General features: G+C 62.3%; 14 protein-coding genes and 1 pseudogene. 10 read left to right on the forward strand and 5 right to left on the reverse strand.

All coding sequences use genetic code 11. The features are described from left to right. Nucleotides 1-69 precede the first annotated feature (69 nt). Nucleotides 70-1,495: pseudogene (locus KR227_RS01305) on the reverse strand (DEAD/DEAH box helicase); the annotation flags it as partial. Further along, the gene (locus KR227_RS01310; protein WP_151528623.1) at nucleotides 1,492-1,731 is read right to left on the reverse strand and encodes a DUF3039 domain-containing protein; all 240 of its coding nucleotides are present in this window, start codon (nucleotides 1,729-1,731) and stop codon (nucleotides 1,492-1,494) included. The pseudogene KR227_RS01305 and the gene KR227_RS01310, both read right to left, overlap by 4 nt. A gap of 72 nt (nucleotides 1,732-1,803) precedes the next feature. Here KR227_RS01310 and KR227_RS01315 point away from each other — a divergent pair, with 72 nt between their 5' ends. The 6 genes from KR227_RS01315 (at nucleotide 1,804) to galE (ending at nucleotide 7,418) form a co-directional block, all read left to right on the forward strand. After that, nucleotides 1,804-2,280 (forward strand): DUF3099 domain-containing protein, encoded by a 477-nt coding sequence (locus tag KR227_RS01315; RefSeq protein ID WP_218363387.1) that lies wholly within the window; start codon nucleotides 1,804-1,806, stop codon nucleotides 2,278-2,280. 15 nt (nucleotides 2,281-2,295) lie between these two features. Beyond that, nucleotides 2,296-3,807 (forward strand): methyltransferase, encoded by a 1,512-nt coding sequence (locus KR227_RS01320; RefSeq protein ID WP_218363388.1) that lies wholly within the window; start codon nucleotides 2,296-2,298, stop codon nucleotides 3,805-3,807. 40 nt (nucleotides 3,808-3,847) lie between these two features. Beyond that, nucleotides 3,848-4,288, forward strand: coding sequence for a D-aminoacyl-tRNA deacylase (gene dtd / locus KR227_RS01325; RefSeq protein ID WP_218363389.1), 441 nt, complete (start codon nucleotides 3,848-3,850; stop codon nucleotides 4,286-4,288). Between the two features lie 143 nt (nucleotides 4,289-4,431). Further along, entirely contained in the window at nucleotides 4,432-5,424 is a 993-nt protein-coding gene (locus KR227_RS01330) for a sigma-70 family RNA polymerase sigma factor (protein WP_151528619.1), read from the forward strand. 169 nt (nucleotides 5,425-5,593) lie between these two features. Then, a complete protein-coding gene (locus tag KR227_RS01335; RefSeq protein ID WP_218363390.1) occupies nucleotides 5,594-6,274 on the forward strand; it encodes a metal-dependent transcriptional regulator in 681 nt (226 codons plus the stop codon). 160 nt (nucleotides 6,275-6,434) lie between these two features. Further along, entirely contained in the window at nucleotides 6,435-7,418 is a 984-nt protein-coding gene (galE, locus tag KR227_RS01340) for a UDP-glucose 4-epimerase GalE (protein WP_218363391.1), read from the forward strand. A gap of 141 nt (nucleotides 7,419-7,559) precedes the next feature. Here the strand turns inward: galE and KR227_RS01345 are convergent, their stop codons facing one another. Continuing rightward, nucleotides 7,560-8,642, reverse strand: coding sequence for a DUF4192 domain-containing protein (locus KR227_RS01345; RefSeq protein WP_218363392.1), 1,083 nt, complete (start codon nucleotides 8,640-8,642; stop codon nucleotides 7,560-7,562). Between the two features lie 361 nt (nucleotides 8,643-9,003). Here KR227_RS01345 and KR227_RS01350 point away from each other — a divergent pair, with 361 nt between their 5' ends. After that, a complete protein-coding gene (locus KR227_RS01350; RefSeq protein WP_218363393.1) occupies nucleotides 9,004-10,176 on the forward strand; it encodes a PAC2 family protein in 1,173 nt (390 codons plus the stop codon). A gap of 88 nt (nucleotides 10,177-10,264) precedes the next feature. Then, nucleotides 10,265-12,808, forward strand: a complete 2,544-nt coding sequence (locus KR227_RS01355; protein ID WP_218363394.1) for a DEAD/DEAH box helicase — start codon at nucleotides 10,265-10,267, stop codon at nucleotides 12,806-12,808. 139 nt (nucleotides 12,809-12,947) lie between these two features. Here the strand turns inward: KR227_RS01355 and KR227_RS01360 are convergent, their stop codons facing one another. Further along, the gene (locus KR227_RS01360; RefSeq protein ID WP_218363395.1) at nucleotides 12,948-13,472 is read right to left on the reverse strand and encodes a carboxymuconolactone decarboxylase family protein; all 525 of its coding nucleotides are present in this window, start codon (nucleotides 13,470-13,472) and stop codon (nucleotides 12,948-12,950) included. Nucleotides 13,473-13,475: 3 nt separating this feature from the next. Then, nucleotides 13,476-14,072 (reverse strand): peroxiredoxin, encoded by a 597-nt coding sequence (locus KR227_RS01365; RefSeq protein WP_151548720.1) that lies wholly within the window; start codon nucleotides 14,070-14,072, stop codon nucleotides 13,476-13,478. Nucleotides 14,073-14,445: 373 nt separating this feature from the next. Between KR227_RS01365 and KR227_RS01370 the strand changes: the two genes are divergently transcribed. After that, nucleotides 14,446-15,417, forward strand: a complete 972-nt coding sequence (locus KR227_RS01370) for a LysR substrate-binding domain-containing protein (protein ID WP_218363396.1) — start codon at nucleotides 14,446-14,448, stop codon at nucleotides 15,415-15,417. 64 nt (nucleotides 15,418-15,481) lie between these two features. Further along, entirely contained in the window at nucleotides 15,482-19,456 is a 3,975-nt protein-coding gene (gene hrpA / locus KR227_RS01375; protein ID WP_218363397.1) for an ATP-dependent RNA helicase HrpA, read from the forward strand. The last annotated feature ends 37 nt before the right edge of the window (nucleotides 19,457-19,493 follow it).

Consider the following 19,493-nt stretch of genomic DNA (forward strand, 5'->3'; position numbering starts at 1 on the left):
CCTGCATTCGCTCTGCCGACGAGGAGGATGTCACCGGATGAGCAGCGGACTGCGCGGACTGGGACATCTCCTCGGCTTGGCGTTTTTTCAGCAACTGCCGCATCTGCTCGGCATCGAGCAGCCCTGGGAGGCCAAGATAGTCTTGCTCTGCCTCGCCGATGCTGGCTGTGCCATAGGTGGAGCCGTCGAAGATGAGCGAGTCCAACTCGGCTTCGGCGCCGAGGGACTGGTAGGAGGGATCTTCCTCGCCGGGCTCGTTTTTTTCTTTATTGGCCTCGGCGAGCAGCTCATCATCCCAGCCCTCCTTGGGCCGGTCGGGCTTGCCCAGCACGTGATCGCGGGAGACCTCGAGCTTTGCGGCCAGGTCGAGTAGCACGGGCACGGAGGGCAAAAACACCGAGGCGTTTTCGCCCGGCATGCGGGAACGGACGAAACGGCCGATGGCCTGAGCGAAGAACAGCGGCGTGGAGGCCGAGGTGGCATAGACGCCCACCGCGAGGCGGGGCACGTCCACGCCCTCGGAGACCATACGCACCGCCACCATCCACTCATCGGTGGAGTTGGAGAATTCCTCGATGCGCTCGGAGGCGCCGGCTTCATCGGAGAGCACCACCGTCACCGGCGTGGAGGAGAGTTTTTCTAGGGCGCGGGCATAGGCGCGTGCCGCAGTTTTATTGGAGGCGATTACCAGCCCGCCGGCATCCGGCATGTTCTGGCGCAGCTGGCCCAACCGGGTGTGCGCCGCCTGCAGCACCGCGGGGATCCAATCACCCTTCGGGTCGAGGGCGGTGCGCCAGGCACGGGCGGTCTGCTCCGCATTCAGTGGCTCGCCGAGCCGGGCAGCGTATTCCTCGCCGGCACTATCGCGCCAGCGGGCCTCGCCCGAATAGGCCAAGAACACCACTGGGCGCACCACGCCGTCACGCAGCGCATTGGAGTAGCCATAGGTGTAATCCGCCGCCGATTTCAGGTTTCCTTCGCCATCGTCTTCGTAGCGCACGAAGGGGATGGCGGCATCGTCGGAGCGGAAGGGAGTACCGGTGAGGCACAGCCGCCGCTCCGCGTCGCGGTAGGCGGTGGCGATGCCATCGCCCCAGCTTTTCGCGTCGCCACCGTGGTGCACCTCGTCCAGAATCACCAAGGTGCGCTTATTGGTGGCCAGTTGATAGTGCTTATAGGGGTGCATGGCCACCTGGGCATAGGTAACCACGATGCCCTGATAGGAGGGGTTAATCGCGCCGCTATTGGAGAAGGCGGGGTCTAAGGTGATGCCATTACGTTGCGCCGAGCCCGCCCACTGCACCTTGAGGTGTTCGGTAGGAACAACCACGATCACGCGATCTACCGTGCGCTTATTGAGCAGCTCTGTAGCGAGCCGCAGCGCGAAGGTGGTTTTACCGGCACCCGGGGTTGCGACCGCAAGGAAGTCCTTGGGCTGGGTGCGCTCATATTTGGTGAGGGCGGCCTGCTGCCAGGCGCGAAGGTTAGCACTCACTTGCGGCGCAGACCTCGGAAAATCTGCTCGCAGTCGGGGCACACGGGAGAACCCGGCTTGGCTTGCTTGGTCACGGGAAAGGTTTCCCCGCACAGGGCCACAACCATTTTGCCGCTCACGGCGGAGTCGACAATCTGATCCTTCTTCACGTAGTGGAAGAACTTCGGCGTGTCGTCGTCGGTGCCGGTGTTCTCCCTGATGTCGGGACGCTCGATGGTAGTTGTCTGAGTACTCACCTGAACCATCATGCCCGAAAAGTGTCGTCTTCTCATCCTCCCCCGTAGGAGGAAGGGCTAGGCTTGAACACGATGACTGAAGATGAGGGAAACGTTGCTGAACCGGCCGAGGATCGCTCGGCCGAGGAGACGGCGTCGACACGCGGCCGCCTCAGCGCTCTGCGACGCCGCATGCGCAAAGCAGAGCTCATCACTGATGCCCGCCGCACCCCGGCACAAAACTATCGCCACCGTAAAACCGTGTACGCGATTTTGCAGGGTTCTCGTATCCCTTTTTTGTTCCTCAGCGCCGCCACCTATTTCTTTTGGGAGAATATGGTGGTCTCCGGTGTGCTTTTTGTGATCTCTACCCTGCTGCCGTGGGTGGCGGTGGTGATTGCCAATGGTGCCGGTGAGCCGGAAGATAAGCGGCATCCGCGCCAGTACAAACCGGAGGTGCGCCGCGCCCAGCGTGCCGCCGAACACCAGGCGCTGAATCAGCATTCTTCGCGCCGCGAGTTGGGCCAGGGCACCGGCGAGTACATCATTATTGACGCAGACGACGACTAGACAAGGCCTTTTTTAGTGACTACCTCTCTCGCCGCGCGCGTGGGTGCCGATCTGGGCGATGTATGCGCCCGCATCGGCTATAGCCACGCCGGTATTGCCAGCTCCCTCGGCCCCGCCGCCTTCGCCGCCCTTGGCCGCGGCGAGCCTGCCGCGGTGCGCCGCGTATTAGCCTCCACCGCGCTGCACGACGCCATCCGGCTCTTTATTCTGCACGATCCCCTACCCCGCGCACGCTGCGAGACTCTGCTTGGCGGGGCGCTTATCGACGCCCTCCTCGAGCTGTCCTGGGCCGAAGAGGACACCGCTGGCCTGCGGGTGCTCATTGATGTCCGCCCCATCGACCGCGGCAAGCGTGGCGGGCTGGTGTTTTCCGATATGGATGCCTCCATGGTGGAGCACATCCCCGGCAAGGATCATGTGCTCGGTGTGGGTGCGGCCTCTTTGTCTCTGGCGGAGGCCGTGCCGCGCTCAGCGGTGTCGAGCGTGCTCGATCTGGGTTGCGGCTCGGGGGTGCAGCTGGTGCTGCAGGCCGACTACGCAGCGAATCTCACCGGCAGCGATATCTCGGAGCGGGCGCTGCGCTTTGCCCACGCCACTCTGGCGGCATCGGGGGTGGATGCGGAGCTGCTGCAGGGGCCGTGGTTCGAGCCGGTGCAGCAGCGTCGTTTCGAGCGCATCGTGGCCAATCCGCCCTTCGTGGTGGGGCCTGCGGCCATTGCACACGTCTACCGTGATTCTGGCGCCGAGCTCGATGGCGCCACCGAGCTCGTGGTGCGCCAGGCCTGCGAGCATCTCGAGGAAGACGGCAGCGCCCACCTCGTGGGGGCATGGGTGTTGAATGCAGACAGCTGGGCGCAGCGGGTGAGTTCGTGGGTGCCGCCTACCGGCTATGCCGTGTGGGTGCTCGAGCGCGATCGCGTGGATGCCCCGCGCTACGTCTCCACCTGGTTGAAGGATGAATCCATCGACCCGCGCAGCGAGGAGGGGCAACGCCGCACCGAGCAGTGGCTCTCCCACTTCGATGCCCACGGCGTCACGGGAGTGGGCTTCGGCTTCATTCATATCCAACGGCTCGCGGAGGACACCCCGAGCGAGGTGATGTGTGAGGATTTCTCGGCCGCCTCCACCGCTGGTTTGGGCGAGGAGGTCGAGGAGTATTTCCTCCGCACCTCCTGGCTGCGCGAACAAGATGCCAGCTCCATGCTGTCGAGCCGCTATCAGCTGCGTCCCGGAGTCTGCATCGATCGCATCAGTCGCACCGACACCGAATCCGGTATCGGGATGAAGGCCGAAAGCATCCATATCGCCCGCACCGAGGGCCCCCGCTTTAGCCACGAAATCGACGAGGCCGTTGCCTCCCTCGTCGCCGGGCTGCACCCACAGGGTCTGCCCCTTGCGGAGATCGTGGAACTCTACGCGGCCACCGAAGAGATCGATCCTGCGGAGATCGTGCAGCCGGTCATCGCCGTGATGGTGGATCTTATCCGCCACGGTCTGGTGCTTCCCGCCGAGTTGCTCGCCGACTAAGACCATCCACCCCACCTACGGCTGAAGGAGTTATATCGCCATGAAAGCAGTATTGACCCGCGTCACCGAGGCCGCCGTCACCGTCGAGGGCCGCACCGTCGGCGCTATCGACTGCCCCACAACCGGTGGGCTCTTGGCCCTCGTGGGAGTCGCCCGCGACGACACCGACGCCGATGTGGAACTCATGGCCCGCAAGATCGCTGAACTTCGGATTCTCGACGGCGAGCGCAGCGTGGAGTCCTGCTCCGCCCCGGTATTGCTCGTCAGCCAATTCACCCTCATGGGGCGGACGAAAAAGGGGCGGCGTCCCTCGTGGTCCGATGCGGCGGGCGGCGCCGAGGCCGAGCCGCGTATCGCGGCGATTGCCGCGCTCCTCCAGCAGCGGGGCATCCCTGTAGAAACCGGACAATTCGGTGCCTATATGAAAGTGTCCTCCGTTAACGATGGCCCGTTTACAGTGTTGGTGGACACCACATCATAGGTAACTAACCACAAATAGGGGGAGCGAGGTGAACGCATCACCCCAGCTCGCAGCGTAGGGGCAGCAGTTTTGCTAGCGGTGGAACTAAATCGGTCGTCGTGGCGTTAAACAAAATGACATTCTCGATGGAGCAGGAGGCGCCAATGAGCTCTGCAGCTGAAGCCGCACGAGCGACCGATAACGAAGCCGGTGATACCCGAGGACGACGCAATCAGACGAATGACAATCCTGCCGCCGATCTCGTCCGTGTGTATCTCAATGGTATTGGCAAGACCGCGCTGCTCACCGCCGAAGACGAAGTAGAACTGGCCAAGGCGATCGAGGTTGGCCTTTATGCCGATTATTTGCTGAAAAACAGCACCGATCTCACCCGCGCGAAAAAGCGCGATCTGAAGATCTTGGCCAAGGAAGGGCGCAAGTCGCGCGCCCACCTGCTCGAGGCGAATCTCCGTCTCGTGGTCTCTTTGGCTAAGCGCTACACCGGTCGCGGTATGCCGCTTTTGGATCTGATCCAGGAGGGAAACCTCGGATTGATCCGTGCCATGGAAAAGTTCGACTACGCCAAAGGTTTTAAATTCTCCACCTACGCCACCTGGTGGATTCGTCAAGCCATTACTCGGGGCATGGCGGATCAGTCCCGCACCATCCGCCTACCCGTGCACTTGGTGGAGCAGGTAAATAAGCTCTCCCGCATCAAGCGCGAGCTTTACCAGCACCTCGGCCGCGAGGCCACCAATGAGGAATTGGCCGAAGAGTCCGGCATTGATGAGGCCAAGATCGAGCTGTTGCTCCGCCAATCCCGCGATCCGGTGAGTCTCGACATGCCGGTGGGCGCCGATGAAGAAGCCCCCTTGGGCGACTTCATTGAAGACTATGACGCCACCGATGCCGAGACCGCCGTGGTGGCCTCCTTGCGGCACTCCGATATTCGCGCGGTACTCGGCACTCTCGAGCAGCGCGAGCAGGATGTGATCAAGCTGCGCTATGGCTTGGACGATGGCGTGCCTCGCACCCTCGATCAGATCGGGCGCCGCTTCGGGCTCTCCCGAGAGCGCGTCCGCCAAATCGAGCGGGAAGTCATGTCGAAGCTGCGCGACGGCGACCGCGCCGACAAGCTACGCGCCTACGCGCTCTAGACGCAGAGGGACTCACGCTGGGCCGCCACCGGCCCAGCGCGCGTCTCTGCACCGGATAGCTGCACGCAGTAAGCTAGATTAAATTACAGGGACTAACAATTGTGATGTCCTCTTATCGCCACAGACCATGGGGCTATAAGAGGAGCGAACAGAGAAGGGCTATAGCTTCGTGAAGGATCTTGTCGATACCACCGAGATGTATTTGCGGACGATCTACGAGCTCGAAGAAGAGGGCATTATTCCCCTTCGGGCACGTATCGCCGAGCGTTTGGAGCAGTCCGGCCCCACCGTGAGCCAGACGGTAGCCCGCATGGAGCGCGACGGGCTGGTGGTGGTCGCCAATGACCGCAGCCTCCATTTGACCTCCGATGGCCGCCAGCGGGCGATCGCGGTGATGCGCAAGCACCGCCTCGCTGAGTGCCTTCTTACTGACGTCATTGGCTACGACATCGAGAAGGTTCACGATGAGGCCTGCCGCTGGGAGCATGTGATGAGCGACGAGGTCGAGCGCCGCCTGCTCGACGTGCTGCCCAATGTGGACCGCTCCCCCTTCGGCAACCCGATCCCAGGTCTCGATCGCCTGGGCCGCCGCGAGCACGTCGAACCGGATCACGGCACCCGCATCGTGGACTTGGCAGAAAACACCGATCACAAGGTGCGGATCGTGCAGGTCAATGAGATCCTCCAAGTCAATGATGACGAGATGAAGCGCCTCATCGCCGCGGGAATTTGCACCGGAAGCACGGTCACGGTCTATCACGACCGCAATGGCGTTACGTTCAAGACCGAGGATAAAGAGGTACGCCTCTCCCCTGCCTTGAGTCACGCCGTGCGTGTCGAAAAGGCCTAGTCCCTCACGTAGTTGTATTCACTTTTCTCCGCCCCTCGTCGATGCCATCATGGTGCCCGCGCGGGGCGGAGAGCTATGTGTACGGTCGCGCTGCGTAGTGTGAGCAGCGCCCCATCGGCAGACGTCCGACGTTTAATTGAGAATGAGTAGGCTGGAGTCTATGAACATTCTGGTCACTGGAGGCGCCGGCTACGTAGGTAGCGTGTGCGCTCAGGTTTTCATTGAACAAGGTCATTCCGTCACCGTCATCGACAACTTCTCCACCGGAAACCGCGAGGCTGTGCCCGCCGAGGCTACGCTCGTGGAAGGCGATGTTCGCGATGTCGCCGCCACTGTGCTCCGCGAGCACAAGATCGACGCCGTGGCCCACTTCGCGGCCCGCTCGCTCGTGGGCGAGTCTGTGGAAAAGCCCGAGGAATACTGGCAACACAATCTCGTCACCACTCTCGCGCTTCTCGACGCCATGCGCGAGAACGGGGTGAACAATCTGGTGTTCTCCTCCACCGCCGCCACCTACGGCGAGCCGAAGACAGTGCCCATCACCGAGGACATGCCCACCGCCCCCACCAACCCCTACGGCGCGACCAAGCTGTCCATCGACTACGCGATCACCAGCTACTGCCATGCCTATGGCCTAGGGGCAACCAGCCTGCGCTACTTCAATGTGGCTGGGGCCTATGGCACGATCGGCGAAAACCGCGAGGTGGAAACCCACCTCATCCCGCTGGTGCTGCAGGTGGCGCTGGGCCACCGCGATAAGATCATGATCTTCGGCGATGACTGGCCCACCGAGGATGGCACCTGCGTGCGCGACTATATTCACATCCGCGATCTCGCGGACGCACACCTTTTGGCACTGGAGTCCAATAGCTCTGGCGAGCACCGCATCTTCAACCTGGGCTCGGGTGAAGGCTACTCGGTGGCCCAGGTGATCGATGCCTGCCGCGAGGTGACCGGCCACCCGATCCCCGCCGAGGTCGCACCCCGGCGCGCCGGTGATCCCGCTACTCTCATCGCCTCCTCGGCCAAGGCGATGGACCAGCTCGGCTGGACCCCCACCCGCACAGATCTGCGCACCATTGTCCAGGATGCGTGGTCCTTTACCTCGCAGCTGGGAGATCGGGCCTATAGCGCGCGGCGTTAACGAGCGTGTCTGCGCCCTAGCACTCCCATAGCGCAGAGCGATAGCGAGAGGCGGCAGCCCAGTGTGGTTGCCGCCTTTCGCGCTGTCAGGGCCTGACTCGGCCGCCTCGGTTCGAGCCAGCGGGGGCTCTCTCCGCTAGGGCTAGCAGCATCGGGCGCGGTGAATGCCGACGCTGGAGCACAGCTGCTCGGCGGCCTCGGTGCAGGCGGTGACCGAGTCTGTGATGAGCCCGTGCATATAGGCATTGAAGAGCAGTTGGGCCAGGGTGTGTCCCTGCTCTTCTTCTTGGGCGCAGCTCAATGCGGCGGGCACGACTGTCATCCACTGCCGGGCTGCGGCTTCGAGGGCGAGCAGGCTGAGTGCATTGGCCCGAATCGTGCCAGAAAAAACGTGCGCGGCTGCCTGGAGGGCCCGGTAGAGCACCATGGAGGAGGTGTTGCCGACCGCGACGATGGCCATATCTCGGAGGGCGCGATCGGCGAGACAGGATCCCAGCAGCTCGAGGAAGGCAAGATCCTCTTTGATCTCCTCCACCGTGACCGCGGCGGGCAGCTGATCGAGCGCGGCGAAGAACTCCTCCACGAGTGCATAGGGGGCGCTGTCTTTGTCCTCACTGTCGTAGAGATCCATCACTTTGTTCTCCAGCGCCCAAGACCAGAGGCGGGATTGCTCCTCGGAGATAGCCTCGGTATCGCGTCGGAATTGCCCAAGGAAACTCTCGCGATCCAGCTCCGGTAGCTCCTCGCCGCGGGCGATGAGTTCCCGCATCGATGAGGTGCGCTCCAAAGGCGGGATCACATCACCGCGCAGATGGTGCTTCCAGGAGGAGATCGCTGCGACCGTATCGGAGACGAACTCCAAACGCACCTGCTCGCCCGCGGCGATCTCATAGGTGGACCACAGGGCCCCGAGCGGAATCTCAGCAGCGCGGCAGTGTGTGTCCACCTGCCGCGCGAGTGCACGGCTATTGCCTTGGCGGACGATGAAGGCAAGGAAGAAATCACTATCGAGGGCGTCGAGAGTCTCGGAGATGGCGTCGATACGCTCGAGATCGCTGAGGCTTAAGCGCGCGATGGGACCGGAGGTGACCGTGGCTGTCGTCTGCCCAGGCTGCGGGGAGCTGAGGTGGAAGCCGGCCAGCACGAGGGAGTCCTGCGGGAAGAAGCCGAGGGTCGCGGGGATGGAGGCGAGAAAGGAACCGGGAGAGAAATGCTGTGTGCTCATGGCAGGTATCGTTGCCGAGGATCGCGCGGACAACAGCCCCTATGCCCGTTTTCGGCGCTGTGCTGTGGATGGCGCCGAGTTATCCACAGCCTCCCGTGTGGCCGCAGTCCTGCCAGTGGGGTGAGATGCGCTATGGTTATCCGGCTATGCGGTATGCGAAGATAGCGCCACCGACGCGTACCCTGCGATGACCCGCACTGGGAATAGCAGGCGCGGCTCTGGCGTTGTTGCTCACATCAGGACAGCATCTGCACGGTGCTGGACGCGTTAGCGGGAGAGAAAAAACACTAAGCTAATAACACAGGCGTAACTAGCGCGCCGGCAGGTGTGTTCCGCCCGCTCTATGACCTAAGGAGGCACGATGGCACGAGACGATTTCTCGATGTACGAACTGGAGTACCCTTCTCCAGAGCTGTCTTCCTCCGCCGAGCGAGACAGCGATGGCGATAGCACTCCGGGGCTGACGATGTTGATTGCTTTGGAGGGCTACGCTGATGCCGGCCGCGCCGTGGAGATGGTATCGCGGCATTTGCTCTCCGCCTTGGACCACCGCCTCATTGCCTCGTTTAACAATGATGAGCTCATTGACTATCGTTCCCGCCGCCCGCCGGTGGCGATCGATCAGCAGCGCGTAGTCGAGATCGATGATCTCAAGCTCACGCTCAATGTGGTGCGCGATACTACCGGCCGGTCCTTTCTGCTGCTCTCCGGCCCGGAGCCGGATTTGCGCTGGCAGGCGTTTAGCAAGGCTGTGGCCGATCTGGCGGAGCGCTATGGTGTGGAACAAACTATTGCGCTCTACGCTGCCCCCATGTCGGTGCCGCATACCCGCCCACTGATTGTGTCGGCCCACGGCAATGATCCGCAGCTGGTTCAGCCGCTCTACACCATGGATTCCCAGATCATCGTGCCCGGCGCGGCGGCGCTGCATATCGAGCGGCTGCTCAATAAGCGGGGCCGCAATGTGGCCGGCTATACCGCGCATGTGCCGCACTATGTCTCCGCCTCGGAGTATCCGGAGGCCGCGTTGAGTCTTTTGCACGCCATTGGTGATGTCGGTGAGCTGGTGCTGCCACTGAAGTCCTTGCAGGCCGATGCCGAGCGGGTCAAGCGCGATTTGGCGGAGCAGACGTTTAACTCCCAGGAGATTCAGCAGGTGGTCTCCTCCCTAGAGGAGCAGTACGACGAGCAGCTGGCGCGCTTCCGCGAAGCTAATCCCCAAGCGCTGATTCCCCGAAACGTGGAGATTCCCTCCTCCGAGGAGCTGGGGGCGGAGTTTGAGGAGTTTCTTGCCTCCGTTGCCAGCGATGCCTCGGCTGCCGCCGACAGCGAGGACAGCGCCCAGGACGCCGCCGAGGATGGGCAGCCCCGCACCCGCTGGCAGGCCATGCTAGAGCGTCTCGGCGGCGAGGAGCACAGTATGTATCACGCCGAGTCCCAGCAGGAGGAGCCCCAGCCGGGCGAGGAGGACTCCGTTGCGGAGGATTCCAACGAGGAAGCCGATAGCGGCGAGGGCGATAGCGAGTCCCACTAAGCGGGCGGACGCCCCGCAGCTACCCTTCGCGCTTGGCTGCGAGGGGCCTGCGGCGCCGCGGCAGCGAGGCTAGGTAGTCTGAGTAAGTGTGAAAACGACGCTAACTCAGTTCCTGCCGGATCTCGCCGAAGTCCCCGAGTCGCTGCTCGATGAATCAGTATTCGATTCCTATCTGCGCTGGGTAGACGATAGCGGGATGAGCCTCTACCCCGCCCAGGAGGAAGCGTCGCTGGGGATTCTCGCCGGCGATAATGTTATTCTCGCCACCCCCACGGGCTCGGGTAAGTCCATGGTGGCGATCGCCGCGGCCTTCATCGCGATGGCTCGTGGCCAGCGCTCCTACTACACCGCCCCCATTAAGGCGTTGGTGAGCGAGAAGTTCTTCGCCCTCTGCGATATTTTCGGTCCCGAGCAGGTGGGGATGATGACCGGCGATGCCACCGTCAATGGCTCGGCGCCCATCATCTGCGCGACCGCGGAAATCGTCGCCAATATCGCCCTCCGCGATGGCGCGGATGCCGCCATCGACCAGGTGATCATGGACGAGTTCCACTACTACTCCGATCCCCAACGCGGCTGGGCGTGGCAGGTGCCGCTGCTCGAGCTGCCCAAGGCCCAGTTTTTGTTAATGTCCGCCACCCTGGGCGATACCACGCACCTAGAAAAGGATCTCAGCGAGCGCACTGGCCGCGATACCACCCTGGTCGCTGGGGCGACGCGGCCAGTTCCGCTGGAGTTTTCCTATGTGTATACCCCGGTACACGAGACCATCGAGAAGCTGATCTCGCAGGACAAAGCCCCCATCTATGTGGTGCACTTCACCCAACGTGAGGCCACCGAGCGCGCCCAAGCGCTGACCTCGCTGAAGGTCATTAACGATGAGGAAAAGAAAAAGATCGCCGAGGAGATCGGCTCCTTCCGCTTCTCTACCCGTTTTGGCACCACCTTGTCCTCGCTGCTGCGCAAGGGCATCGGCATTCACCATGCCGGCATGCTGCCGAAGTATCGCCGCCTCGTCGAACGCCTCTCCCAGACCGGGCTCTTGAAGGTCATTTGCGGCACCGACACCCTGGGCGTGGGCATCAACGTGCCCATTCGCACCGTGTTGATGACGGGGCTGGTGAAATTCGACGGCCAGCGCCAACGCCTCGTGAAATCGCGGGAGTTCCACCAGATCGCCGGGCGCGCGGGCCGGGCCGGCTTCGACACGGTGGGCACCGTGGTTATTGAAGCGCCGGAGCATGAGATCGAAAACTATAAGTTGCGCAAGCGCGCCGGCCAGGATGAGGCGAAGCTGAAGAAGCTCCGCAAAAAGGCCGCCCCGAAGGGCGAGGTGACGTGGACGGACACCACCTATGAGCGGCTTATCGACGCCGAGCCGGAGAACATGCACTCCCAATTTAGGGTGTCGCACTCCATGCTGCTCAACCTGCTCGCCCGCGAGGGCGATGGGCTCCACCACATCACGGAGTTGATCCGGCGCACCCATGACCCGCGCGCTAAACAGAACACCGAGCTACTTACCTCTATCGACTTGATTAAGGGCTTGGTGGCGACAGGTATCGTCGATAAGCATGCGGGGAGTGGCCCGCATGAGGAGCGCTATCAGCTCACCGCCGAGCTGCAGCGAGACTTTGCGCTCAACCAGCCTCTGGCGCCCTTTGCCATCGCCGCACTGGAGGTACTGGACCCGGAATCGGAGACCTTCGCGCTCGATGTGATCTCGGTATTTGAGGCGATTCTGGAAAATCCCCGACAGCTGCTGGTCGGCCAGGAACGCGCCGCGCGCGGGGCGGAGATTCAGGCGCTCAAAGCGGAGGGCTACGACTATCACGATCGCATGGCGATGATCGAGGAGATCACCTATCCGCAGCCGCTGAAGGAGCTGCTGGAGCAGACCTACGACACCTATGCCGAAACCCAGCCCTGGGTAAAAGAGTTTGAGTTAAAGCCGAAGTCTGTGGTGCGGGAAATGATCGACAAGGCCATGACCTTCTCCGATCTCGTCTCCACCTATCAGCTGGCCCGCTCGGAAGGGGTGGTGTTGCGCTATCTCACCGATGCGTGGCGCACCCTCGAGCACTCGGTACCGCCGGAATACCGCACCGAGCAGGTGGACGACATCATTGTGTGGCTGGGCGAGCTGGTGCGGCAGGTCGATTCCTCGCTCTTGGATGAGTGGGCCCACATGGCCGATCCCGACCAGCCCATCGATCAGGACACCGTGGACCAGCAGGTGGCCTTCGGGGTGGAGGATCCGAGCGCGCTCAGCGCGAATCGCCGCGCCTTCACCATCATGGTGCGCAATTACTTCTTCCGCCTCACTCAGCTCTTCGCCTATGAGGAGGAGGACGCCCTCGCCCAGATGGTGGACTATCTCGATGAGGCCCCCGACTTCCCCGCTGCCATGGACGCCTATTTCGACGAATACGCGGACATGGATGTGGGCCCAGAGGCGCGCGGCCCCGAATACTTCCACCTCAGCCAGAATGGGCGCAGCTGGTCGGTGCGGCAAATATTCAAAGACCCCGAGGGCGATAATTCCTTCGCGCTCCAGGGCGTCGTGGATCTCGATGCCTCCGATGCGGCCGGCGAGGTGCAGCTCAGCTCCCTAGAGATCGACTACCACTAAACAGCACCCGCCGGAGAGAGACCACCGCGCTCGCCTCGGAGCACGAACGTTACTGGGCAGCGCGGTGTCGAGCGTAGACACACAAAAGACGACGCTCCATCGGTGGTGATGGGCGTCGTCTCGGTGCGAGAATCGGCTCTTAGCGAGCAGCCTCAATCTCTACAGCTTGGGCAACAGCCTGGACGGTGGCGGCGATCTTCACAGCCTCCCAGACCTGTTCCTTGGTCAGGCCCTCTTCGCGCACGGTCTTGTCGTGGGCGACCGAGCAGTGCTCGCAGCCGTTGATGGTGGACACGGCGAGGGAGTACAGCTCGAAATCCGCCTTATCGATGCCCGGCTTCGCGATGATGTTCATGCGCAGACCGAACTTCACCTTGGCGTAGTCATCGCCCAGCCAGCCCTTGGCGCGGTAGGCAACGTTATTCATCGCCATGATGGTGGCGGAGCCCAAGGCGGCGTCGAAAGCCTCCTCGGAGAGGTGCTCCTTGGCCTCGTCGGCGATCTCGGAGAACACCGTCTCGTTGCGGGTAGCGGCGGCGGAGGCCACGAGGGCGCCCCACAGCTGCTGCTCGTTGAGCTCAGAGGTGCGGGTCAAAGAACCCAGGTTGAGCTTGACGTCCTTGGCGTAATCGGGCAGGGACGAACGCAGGTTATCAATCGACATCTATTACTTCAGACCTTCCTGGAGCACGTCCATCTTGTTGATGTTCTTGGTGGGGTCATTAGCTTCCCAGTTGCAGGCGCAGACCTCTTCGGACTGCAGAGCGTCGAGGGCACGCAGCACCTCGTCGACGTTACGGCCCACAGCGTCCGGGGTCACGGACACGAACTGGATCACACCATCGGGATCGATGATGAAGGTGGCGCGGTCAGCGACACCATCAGCGTTTTCCACACCGAGGGTGCGGATGAGCTCGTGCTTGACGTCGGAGAACATCGGGAAAGGAACGCCCTTGAGCTCCGGGTGGGTGGCACGCCAGTTGAAGTGAGCGAACTCGTTATCGGTGGAGCCGCCCAGCACCTGGGTGTCGCGATCCAGGAACTCCTCGTTCAGCTTGCCGAAGGCAGCGATCTCGGTCGGGCACACGAAGGTGAAGTCCTTGGGGTAGAAGAACACAACCTTCCACTGACCCTCGTACTTGTCGAGGGAGACAGTCTCGAAATAATCCTCGGGAGAGGTGGCGTTGGCCTCGTGCAGGTCGCCGCCCTTAAGAGCAGTGAGCTCGAACTCAGGGAACTTTTCTCCAACGGTCATGATAGCCATGTGTTTTCCTCCAAATATCGCTGATGCGATGTAGCAATGTACAAGCGGTGCAGACAGCCGTGATGGTGACTGCAGTGCAGACAACAACTGTCCGCGGGCTTTAGTTGCAACTCCGATGGCCGCGGCTGACGACCCTTCACCCTAACGTGAGGCATATCACCTCTGTCTGGCTCTGGTAGCCGCCGCATCGTGGCGTACGCGCCGCTCTCTAGGCTTTTTACCCTCCCATTGCTGGGAAAAAGCAGCTCGCTCTCACGGGATGCAGTGGGCTTATAAGCTCCTGCCCCGCCATCTGCGTTGCTGCCATAAGTATGCCACATATTCCGCTGGCGTCAAGAAGTAAAACTTTTCGTCTTGTTATAGAGTAATAAGCATGAACAATAAAGACTACCGCCCGACCCTTGCGCAGCTGCGCACCTTCGTCACCATCGCGGAAAAGCGGCACTTCGGCATCGCCGCCGCCAAACTCAACATCTCTCAGCCTTCGCTCTCCCAAGCGCTCGCCGCCCTCGAATCTGGGCTCGGAGTACAGCTGATCGAACGCTCCACCCGTAAGGTCATCGTCACCCCGATCGGCGCGAAACTGCTTCCCTTCGCCAAGGCCACCTTGGAGCAGGCCAATTCCTTCCTCTCCCAGGCACGCGGCGCCGATGGGCCACTCCAAGGTCCCTTAACGATTGGCATTATTCCCACCGCCGCGCCCTATCTCTTGCCTGAGCTGCTCACCTTGCTCTATCGGGACTATCCCGAACTGGAGCCACGCATCGTCGAAGATCAAACCCACTATCTCGAGGCCATGCTCCGCGATGGCCAGATCGACTGCGCCCTGCTGGCCACCCCAGTCAGCCGCAGCGGTCTCGAAAGCTATTCCCTCTACGACGAGGACTTCGTGATCGCCGTGAACGAAAACGATCCCTTGGCCGGCCGCACTGACGTCACACTGTCGTCGTTGAAGCAGCTACAGCTGCTCTTGCTTGACGACGGCCATTGCCTGCGCGATCAGATCATTGATCTCTGTCGCGTGGCCAAGACTGACCCAGAAGATCAATCCTCGACCTTCACCCGCGCCACCAGCCTCACCACGGTGCTGCAGTGCGTGGGTGCCGGTTTTGGCTCCACCCTTATCCCCGCCTCCGCTCTGAAAGCTGAGGGCGGCCGGCAAGGCGTGGCCATCGCCCACTTCGCCCCCTCGGTGACAGCACAGCGCACCATGCGCTTGGTCTATCGCTCCTCCTCCTTCCGCAGCGAGGACTTCAGCGCGCTCGGCAAGGAAATCACCCGCGCCTACCAGGCCACGGTCGGCACCACCGATCATGCCCCGAGCGCGGACTCGGCGGGCGCCTGAGATGACCACTGGGGCGCGGGCTACTCGCCCCAGGATGCAGCTAGTGGCTAGAATCTAAGTTCTTATGCCTCGCTCTGAACACGGATCCCCTGCAGCATCGTCCTCCGCGCCGAGTAAGAAGGAGCTGCTCGCGCGGCTTGAGAACGTATCGCTTGCCGCCGAGCGCTCTTTCCGGCGGCGACTGCGCAAGGCCCGCTCCCCACGAGCGCTGAACGCGATCGCCGCCGATATCGACTCTGCCGAGCTCTCTGTGCTCGCCATCGATGAGCGGGTGCCGGCGCTGAACTATCCCGAGAGCCTGCCCGTCTCTGCCCGGCGCGAGGACATCAAGGAGGCCATCCGCGATCACCAGGTGGTGATCATCGCGGGTGAAACCGGTTCGGGTAAAACCACCCAGATCCCGAAGATGTGCCTCGAACTCGGCCGAGGCCGGCGCGGGCTCATCGGCCATACCCAGCCGCGGCGTTTGGCCGCCCGCACCGTGGCTGAGCGCATTGCCTCCGAGCTCGATCAGCAGATCGGCGACTCGATTGGCTATGCCATCCGCTTCGATGATCGCGTCTCGGAGACCACTGCGGTCAAGCTGATGACCGACGGCATCCTACTGGCCGAGATGCAGCGCGACCGCTATCTCAACGCCTATGACACGATCATCATCGATGAGGCCCATGAGCGCTCGCTGAATATCGACTTTCTGCTCGGCTATCTCAAACGCCTGCTCCCGAAGCGCCCGGATTTGAAGGTGATTATCACCTCCGCCACGATCGACCCCGAGCGTTTCGCCACGCACTTTGGTGGTGAGTCCACTCCCGCCCCCATCATTGAGGTTTCGGGGCGCACCTACCCGGTGGAGATCCGCTACCGGCCCCTAGAGATCACCCAGGGCGAGAAAACCATCGATATTGATCCCCTCGATGGGCTGCTCGAGGCGATTGAGGAATTAATGCAGGAGGGCCCAGGCGATATCCTGTGTTTCTTTCCCTCCGAGCGCGATATTCGCGACGCCATGGAGGCCATCGAGGCCAAGCGCTATCGCGGCGTGGAGGTCACTCCCCTCTTCGGCCGACTTTCGAATGCCGAGCAGCATCGCGTGTTCTCCCCGCATGCGGGACGACGCATCGTTCTTGCCACCAATATCGCCGAGACCTCCCTGACTGTGCCCGGTATTCACTATGTGATCGACACCGGCACGGCCCGTATTTCTCGCTATTCCACCCGCACCAAGGTGCAGCGGCTTCCCATCGAGGAGATCTCCCAGGCAAGCGCTCGCCAGCGTTCGGGCCGCTGTGGCCGTGTCGCTGAGGGTATCGCGATTCGCCTCTACTCGGAGCAGAATTTCCTCTCCCGCCCCGAGTTCACTGACCCGGAGATATTGCGTACCAACCTCGCCAGCGTCATCTTGCAGATGGCGTCGTTAAGGCTGGGCGCGATCACGGAGTTTCCCTTCGTGCAAGCACCGGAGTACAAGGCGATTCGCGATGGTTTGATGCTGCTGCACGAGCTCGGGGCGCTCGAGCAGGGGGAAAAGGACGGCAACCCGATCCTCACCCCCATCGGCCGGCAGCTGGCGCGGATCCCCTTGGATCCCCGCCTGGCACGCATGCTTATTGCGGGCAATGAGCGCGGCGTCGCCCGCGATGTCATGGTGCTCACGGCCGCACTGACCATTCAGGACGTCCGGGAACGGCCCCTCGAGAAGCAGGCCCAAGCCGATCAGGCCCACGCCCGCTTCAAAGACACCAGCAGTGATTTTCTCAGCCTGCTCAACCTGTGGGACTATATCCAGGCCTCGCGGGCGGAGCTCTCGGGCAATAAGTTCCGCAAGAAAATGCAGAGCGAGTACCTGCACTATATGCGTATCCGCGAGTGGTGGGATCTGGTGCGCCAGCTGGAGCAGGTGGCCCGCCAGCTGGGATGGAAGCGCCACGACGCCCCCACCGAGCCGCAGGCCACCGCCGAGGAGATCATCGCCCGAAATCAGGACACAGAGCATCGCGATGTCACGGGTATTCACATGAGTATGCTCGCCGGTTTGCTCTCGCATATCGGTGTGCGCGAGGAGAAAACCAAGGAGTATCTGGGCACCCGCACCACCCGCTTTCGGATTTTCCCTGGCTCACATGTAGCGAAAAAGCAGCCGGCCTATGTGATGGCCGCTGAGCTGGTGGAGACCTCCCGCCTCTGGGGCCGCACTGTGGCGGAGATCGATCCGCGCTGGGTGGAAAAGCTAGCCAAAGATCTCCTGCGCCATCAGTATTCCGAACCGCATTGGTCCTCGAAGCGGGCCGCCGCGATGGTCTATCAACGCTCCACGCTATGGGGTGTGCCCGTGGTGGTTGACCGGCTCACGGCCTATCACACGGTCGATCGGGCCGCGGCGCGGGATATGTTTATCCGCCACGCCCTCATCGAGGGCGATTGGAACACCCATCACGAGTTCTTCCACTCGAATGCCGCCAAGCTCGACGAGGCCTCCCATCTCGAGGCGAAGGCCCGCCGCCGCGACATCGTGGTGGACGAGGACACTCTCTTCCGCTTCTATGATGAGCGCCTGCCCGAGGATGTGACCACGGGCCCGAGTTTCGATAGCTGGTGGAAGCGCAAGCGGCGCGACGCCGCCGACTATTTGGATTTCGATCCGGCCAAGCTAGTCAACCCCGACGCCGAGGATGTGGCCGAGGAGGCCTTCCCCGATAAATGGCAGCAGGGCTCGCTGGTATTCGACCTCAGCTACGAGTTCGAGCCGGGCTCCGAGTTCGACGGCGTGACCGTGCGTATCCCCATCCCCGTACTCGCCGGAGTCGAGGCCGCCGAATTCGCGTGGCTGGTACCCGGCCTCCGCTCCGAGCTCATCACCGAGCTTTTGCGTAGCTTGCCGAAGCATCTCCGCCGCAGCGTCGTCCCCGCACCTACCTTCGCCGAAAGGGTACTGCCCAGCCTGGTGCCCTATACCTCTACCGTGACCCAGCAGCTGGCCGAGGGGCTAAACAAGCTCGGCGCCACCGGGATTAATCCCGGCGATTTCTCCTTCGAGAAGCTGGATCCGCATCTGCGCATGACCTTCGCCGCCATCGATAAGCGGGGAAAGATCGTGGATCACGATAAGGATCTGGAGGCGTTGAAGAAGCGTCAGGCCGGCCGGATTCAGTCCTCGGTGCGCAAGCGCGCCCACTCCCGTGCTGCCGCTCCCGTGCACAGCTGGGATAAGGACTCGATTGGTGAGATCGCGGAAACGCACGACACCCGGGTGGATGGGCAGAGCTTTACCACCTATCCGGCGCTGGTTATCAAAGATGGCGGCTTGGTGGTGGAGACTATGCCCACCAAGGAGGCCGCCGATGCGGCGATGCTCACCGCGCAATTGACGCTGCTGATGCGCTCTATTTCTGTGAATCAACGCCAGATGCTCAATGGTTTGCCCCTCAAGCAGCGCGTCGCCGTGGAGAACTATCCGCACGGCAAGGCTGCGGGCTTGATTGAGGATGCGCGGGTGACCGCCATTCGTGATCTCATGCTCGCCCACGGCGGACCGGTACGCACCCCCGAGGAGTTCGAGGCCCTTAGCGAGGCGGTGAGCCCAGAGGTTCCTGGACGGGTGCGTTCCATCATCGTGGCGCTTGCCCCGGGCTTGGTGGACTATTCCTATCTGGCTAGCGAGCTCGAGCAGTGGACGGGCGACGCCATTGCGGATATGAAAAAGCAGCTGGAGTTTTTGCTACCGCAGGGAGCGGTGGCCAAACACGGTATCGAGCATCTCCGGCATCTCCCCCGCTATCTGGCGGCGATGCGGATTCGGCTCGATGATATGGAACGCGACCCCGACCGCGATTTCGACTTGCTCGATGAGGTTGAGGCCGTGGAAGACACCCTAGAGAACAAGCTCAACTCGCTACCGGATACGCGGGCCCGCACCCGCGAGGTCAAAGATATTCGGTGGATGATTCAAGAGTTTCGGGTCTCGCTTTTTGCCCAGCGGCTCGGCACCTCTGGCCCGGTTTCGGCCAAGCGCATCGACAAAGCGATTGCCCGCCTGCGCTGATAGTGCGCTGGGCGGGCTACTGTCCGTGGTGAGGGCG

Source organism: Corynebacterium sp. TAE3-ERU30, assembly GCF_019209925.1.
GTDB lineage: Bacteria > Actinomycetota > Actinomycetes > Mycobacteriales > Mycobacteriaceae > Corynebacterium > Corynebacterium megadyptis.

Excerpts from the sequence above, each read along its gene's own strand:
- KR227_RS01370 (WP_218363396.1), top strand. The coding sequence starts at position 14,446 with ATGAACAATAAAGACTACCGCCCGACCCTTGCGCAGCTGCGCACCTTC.
- KR227_RS01315 (WP_218363387.1), top strand. The coding sequence starts at position 1,804 with ATGACTGAAGATGAGGGAAACGTTGCTGAACCGGCCGAGGATCGCTCG.
- galE (WP_218363391.1), top strand. The coding sequence starts at position 6,435 with ATGAACATTCTGGTCACTGGAGGCGCCGGCTACGTAGGTAGCGTGTGC.
- KR227_RS01360 (WP_218363395.1), bottom strand. The coding sequence starts at position 13,472 with ATGTCGATTGATAACCTGCGTTCGTCCCTGCCCGATTACGCCAAGGAC.
- dtd (WP_218363389.1), top strand. The coding sequence starts at position 3,848 with ATGAAAGCAGTATTGACCCGCGTCACCGAGGCCGCCGTCACCGTCGAG.
- KR227_RS01330 (WP_151528619.1), top strand. The coding sequence starts at position 4,432 with ATGAGCTCTGCAGCTGAAGCCGCACGAGCGACCGATAACGAAGCCGGT.
- hrpA (WP_218363397.1), top strand. The coding sequence starts at position 15,482 with ATGCCTCGCTCTGAACACGGATCCCCTGCAGCATCGTCCTCCGCGCCG.
- KR227_RS01345 (WP_218363392.1), bottom strand. The coding sequence starts at position 8,642 with ATGAGCACACAGCATTTCTCTCCCGGTTCCTTTCTCGCCTCCATCCCC.
- KR227_RS01350 (WP_218363393.1), top strand. The coding sequence starts at position 9,004 with ATGGCACGAGACGATTTCTCGATGTACGAACTGGAGTACCCTTCTCCA.
- KR227_RS01365 (WP_151548720.1), bottom strand. The coding sequence starts at position 14,072 with ATGGCTATCATGACCGTTGGAGAAAAGTTCCCTGAGTTCGAGCTCACT.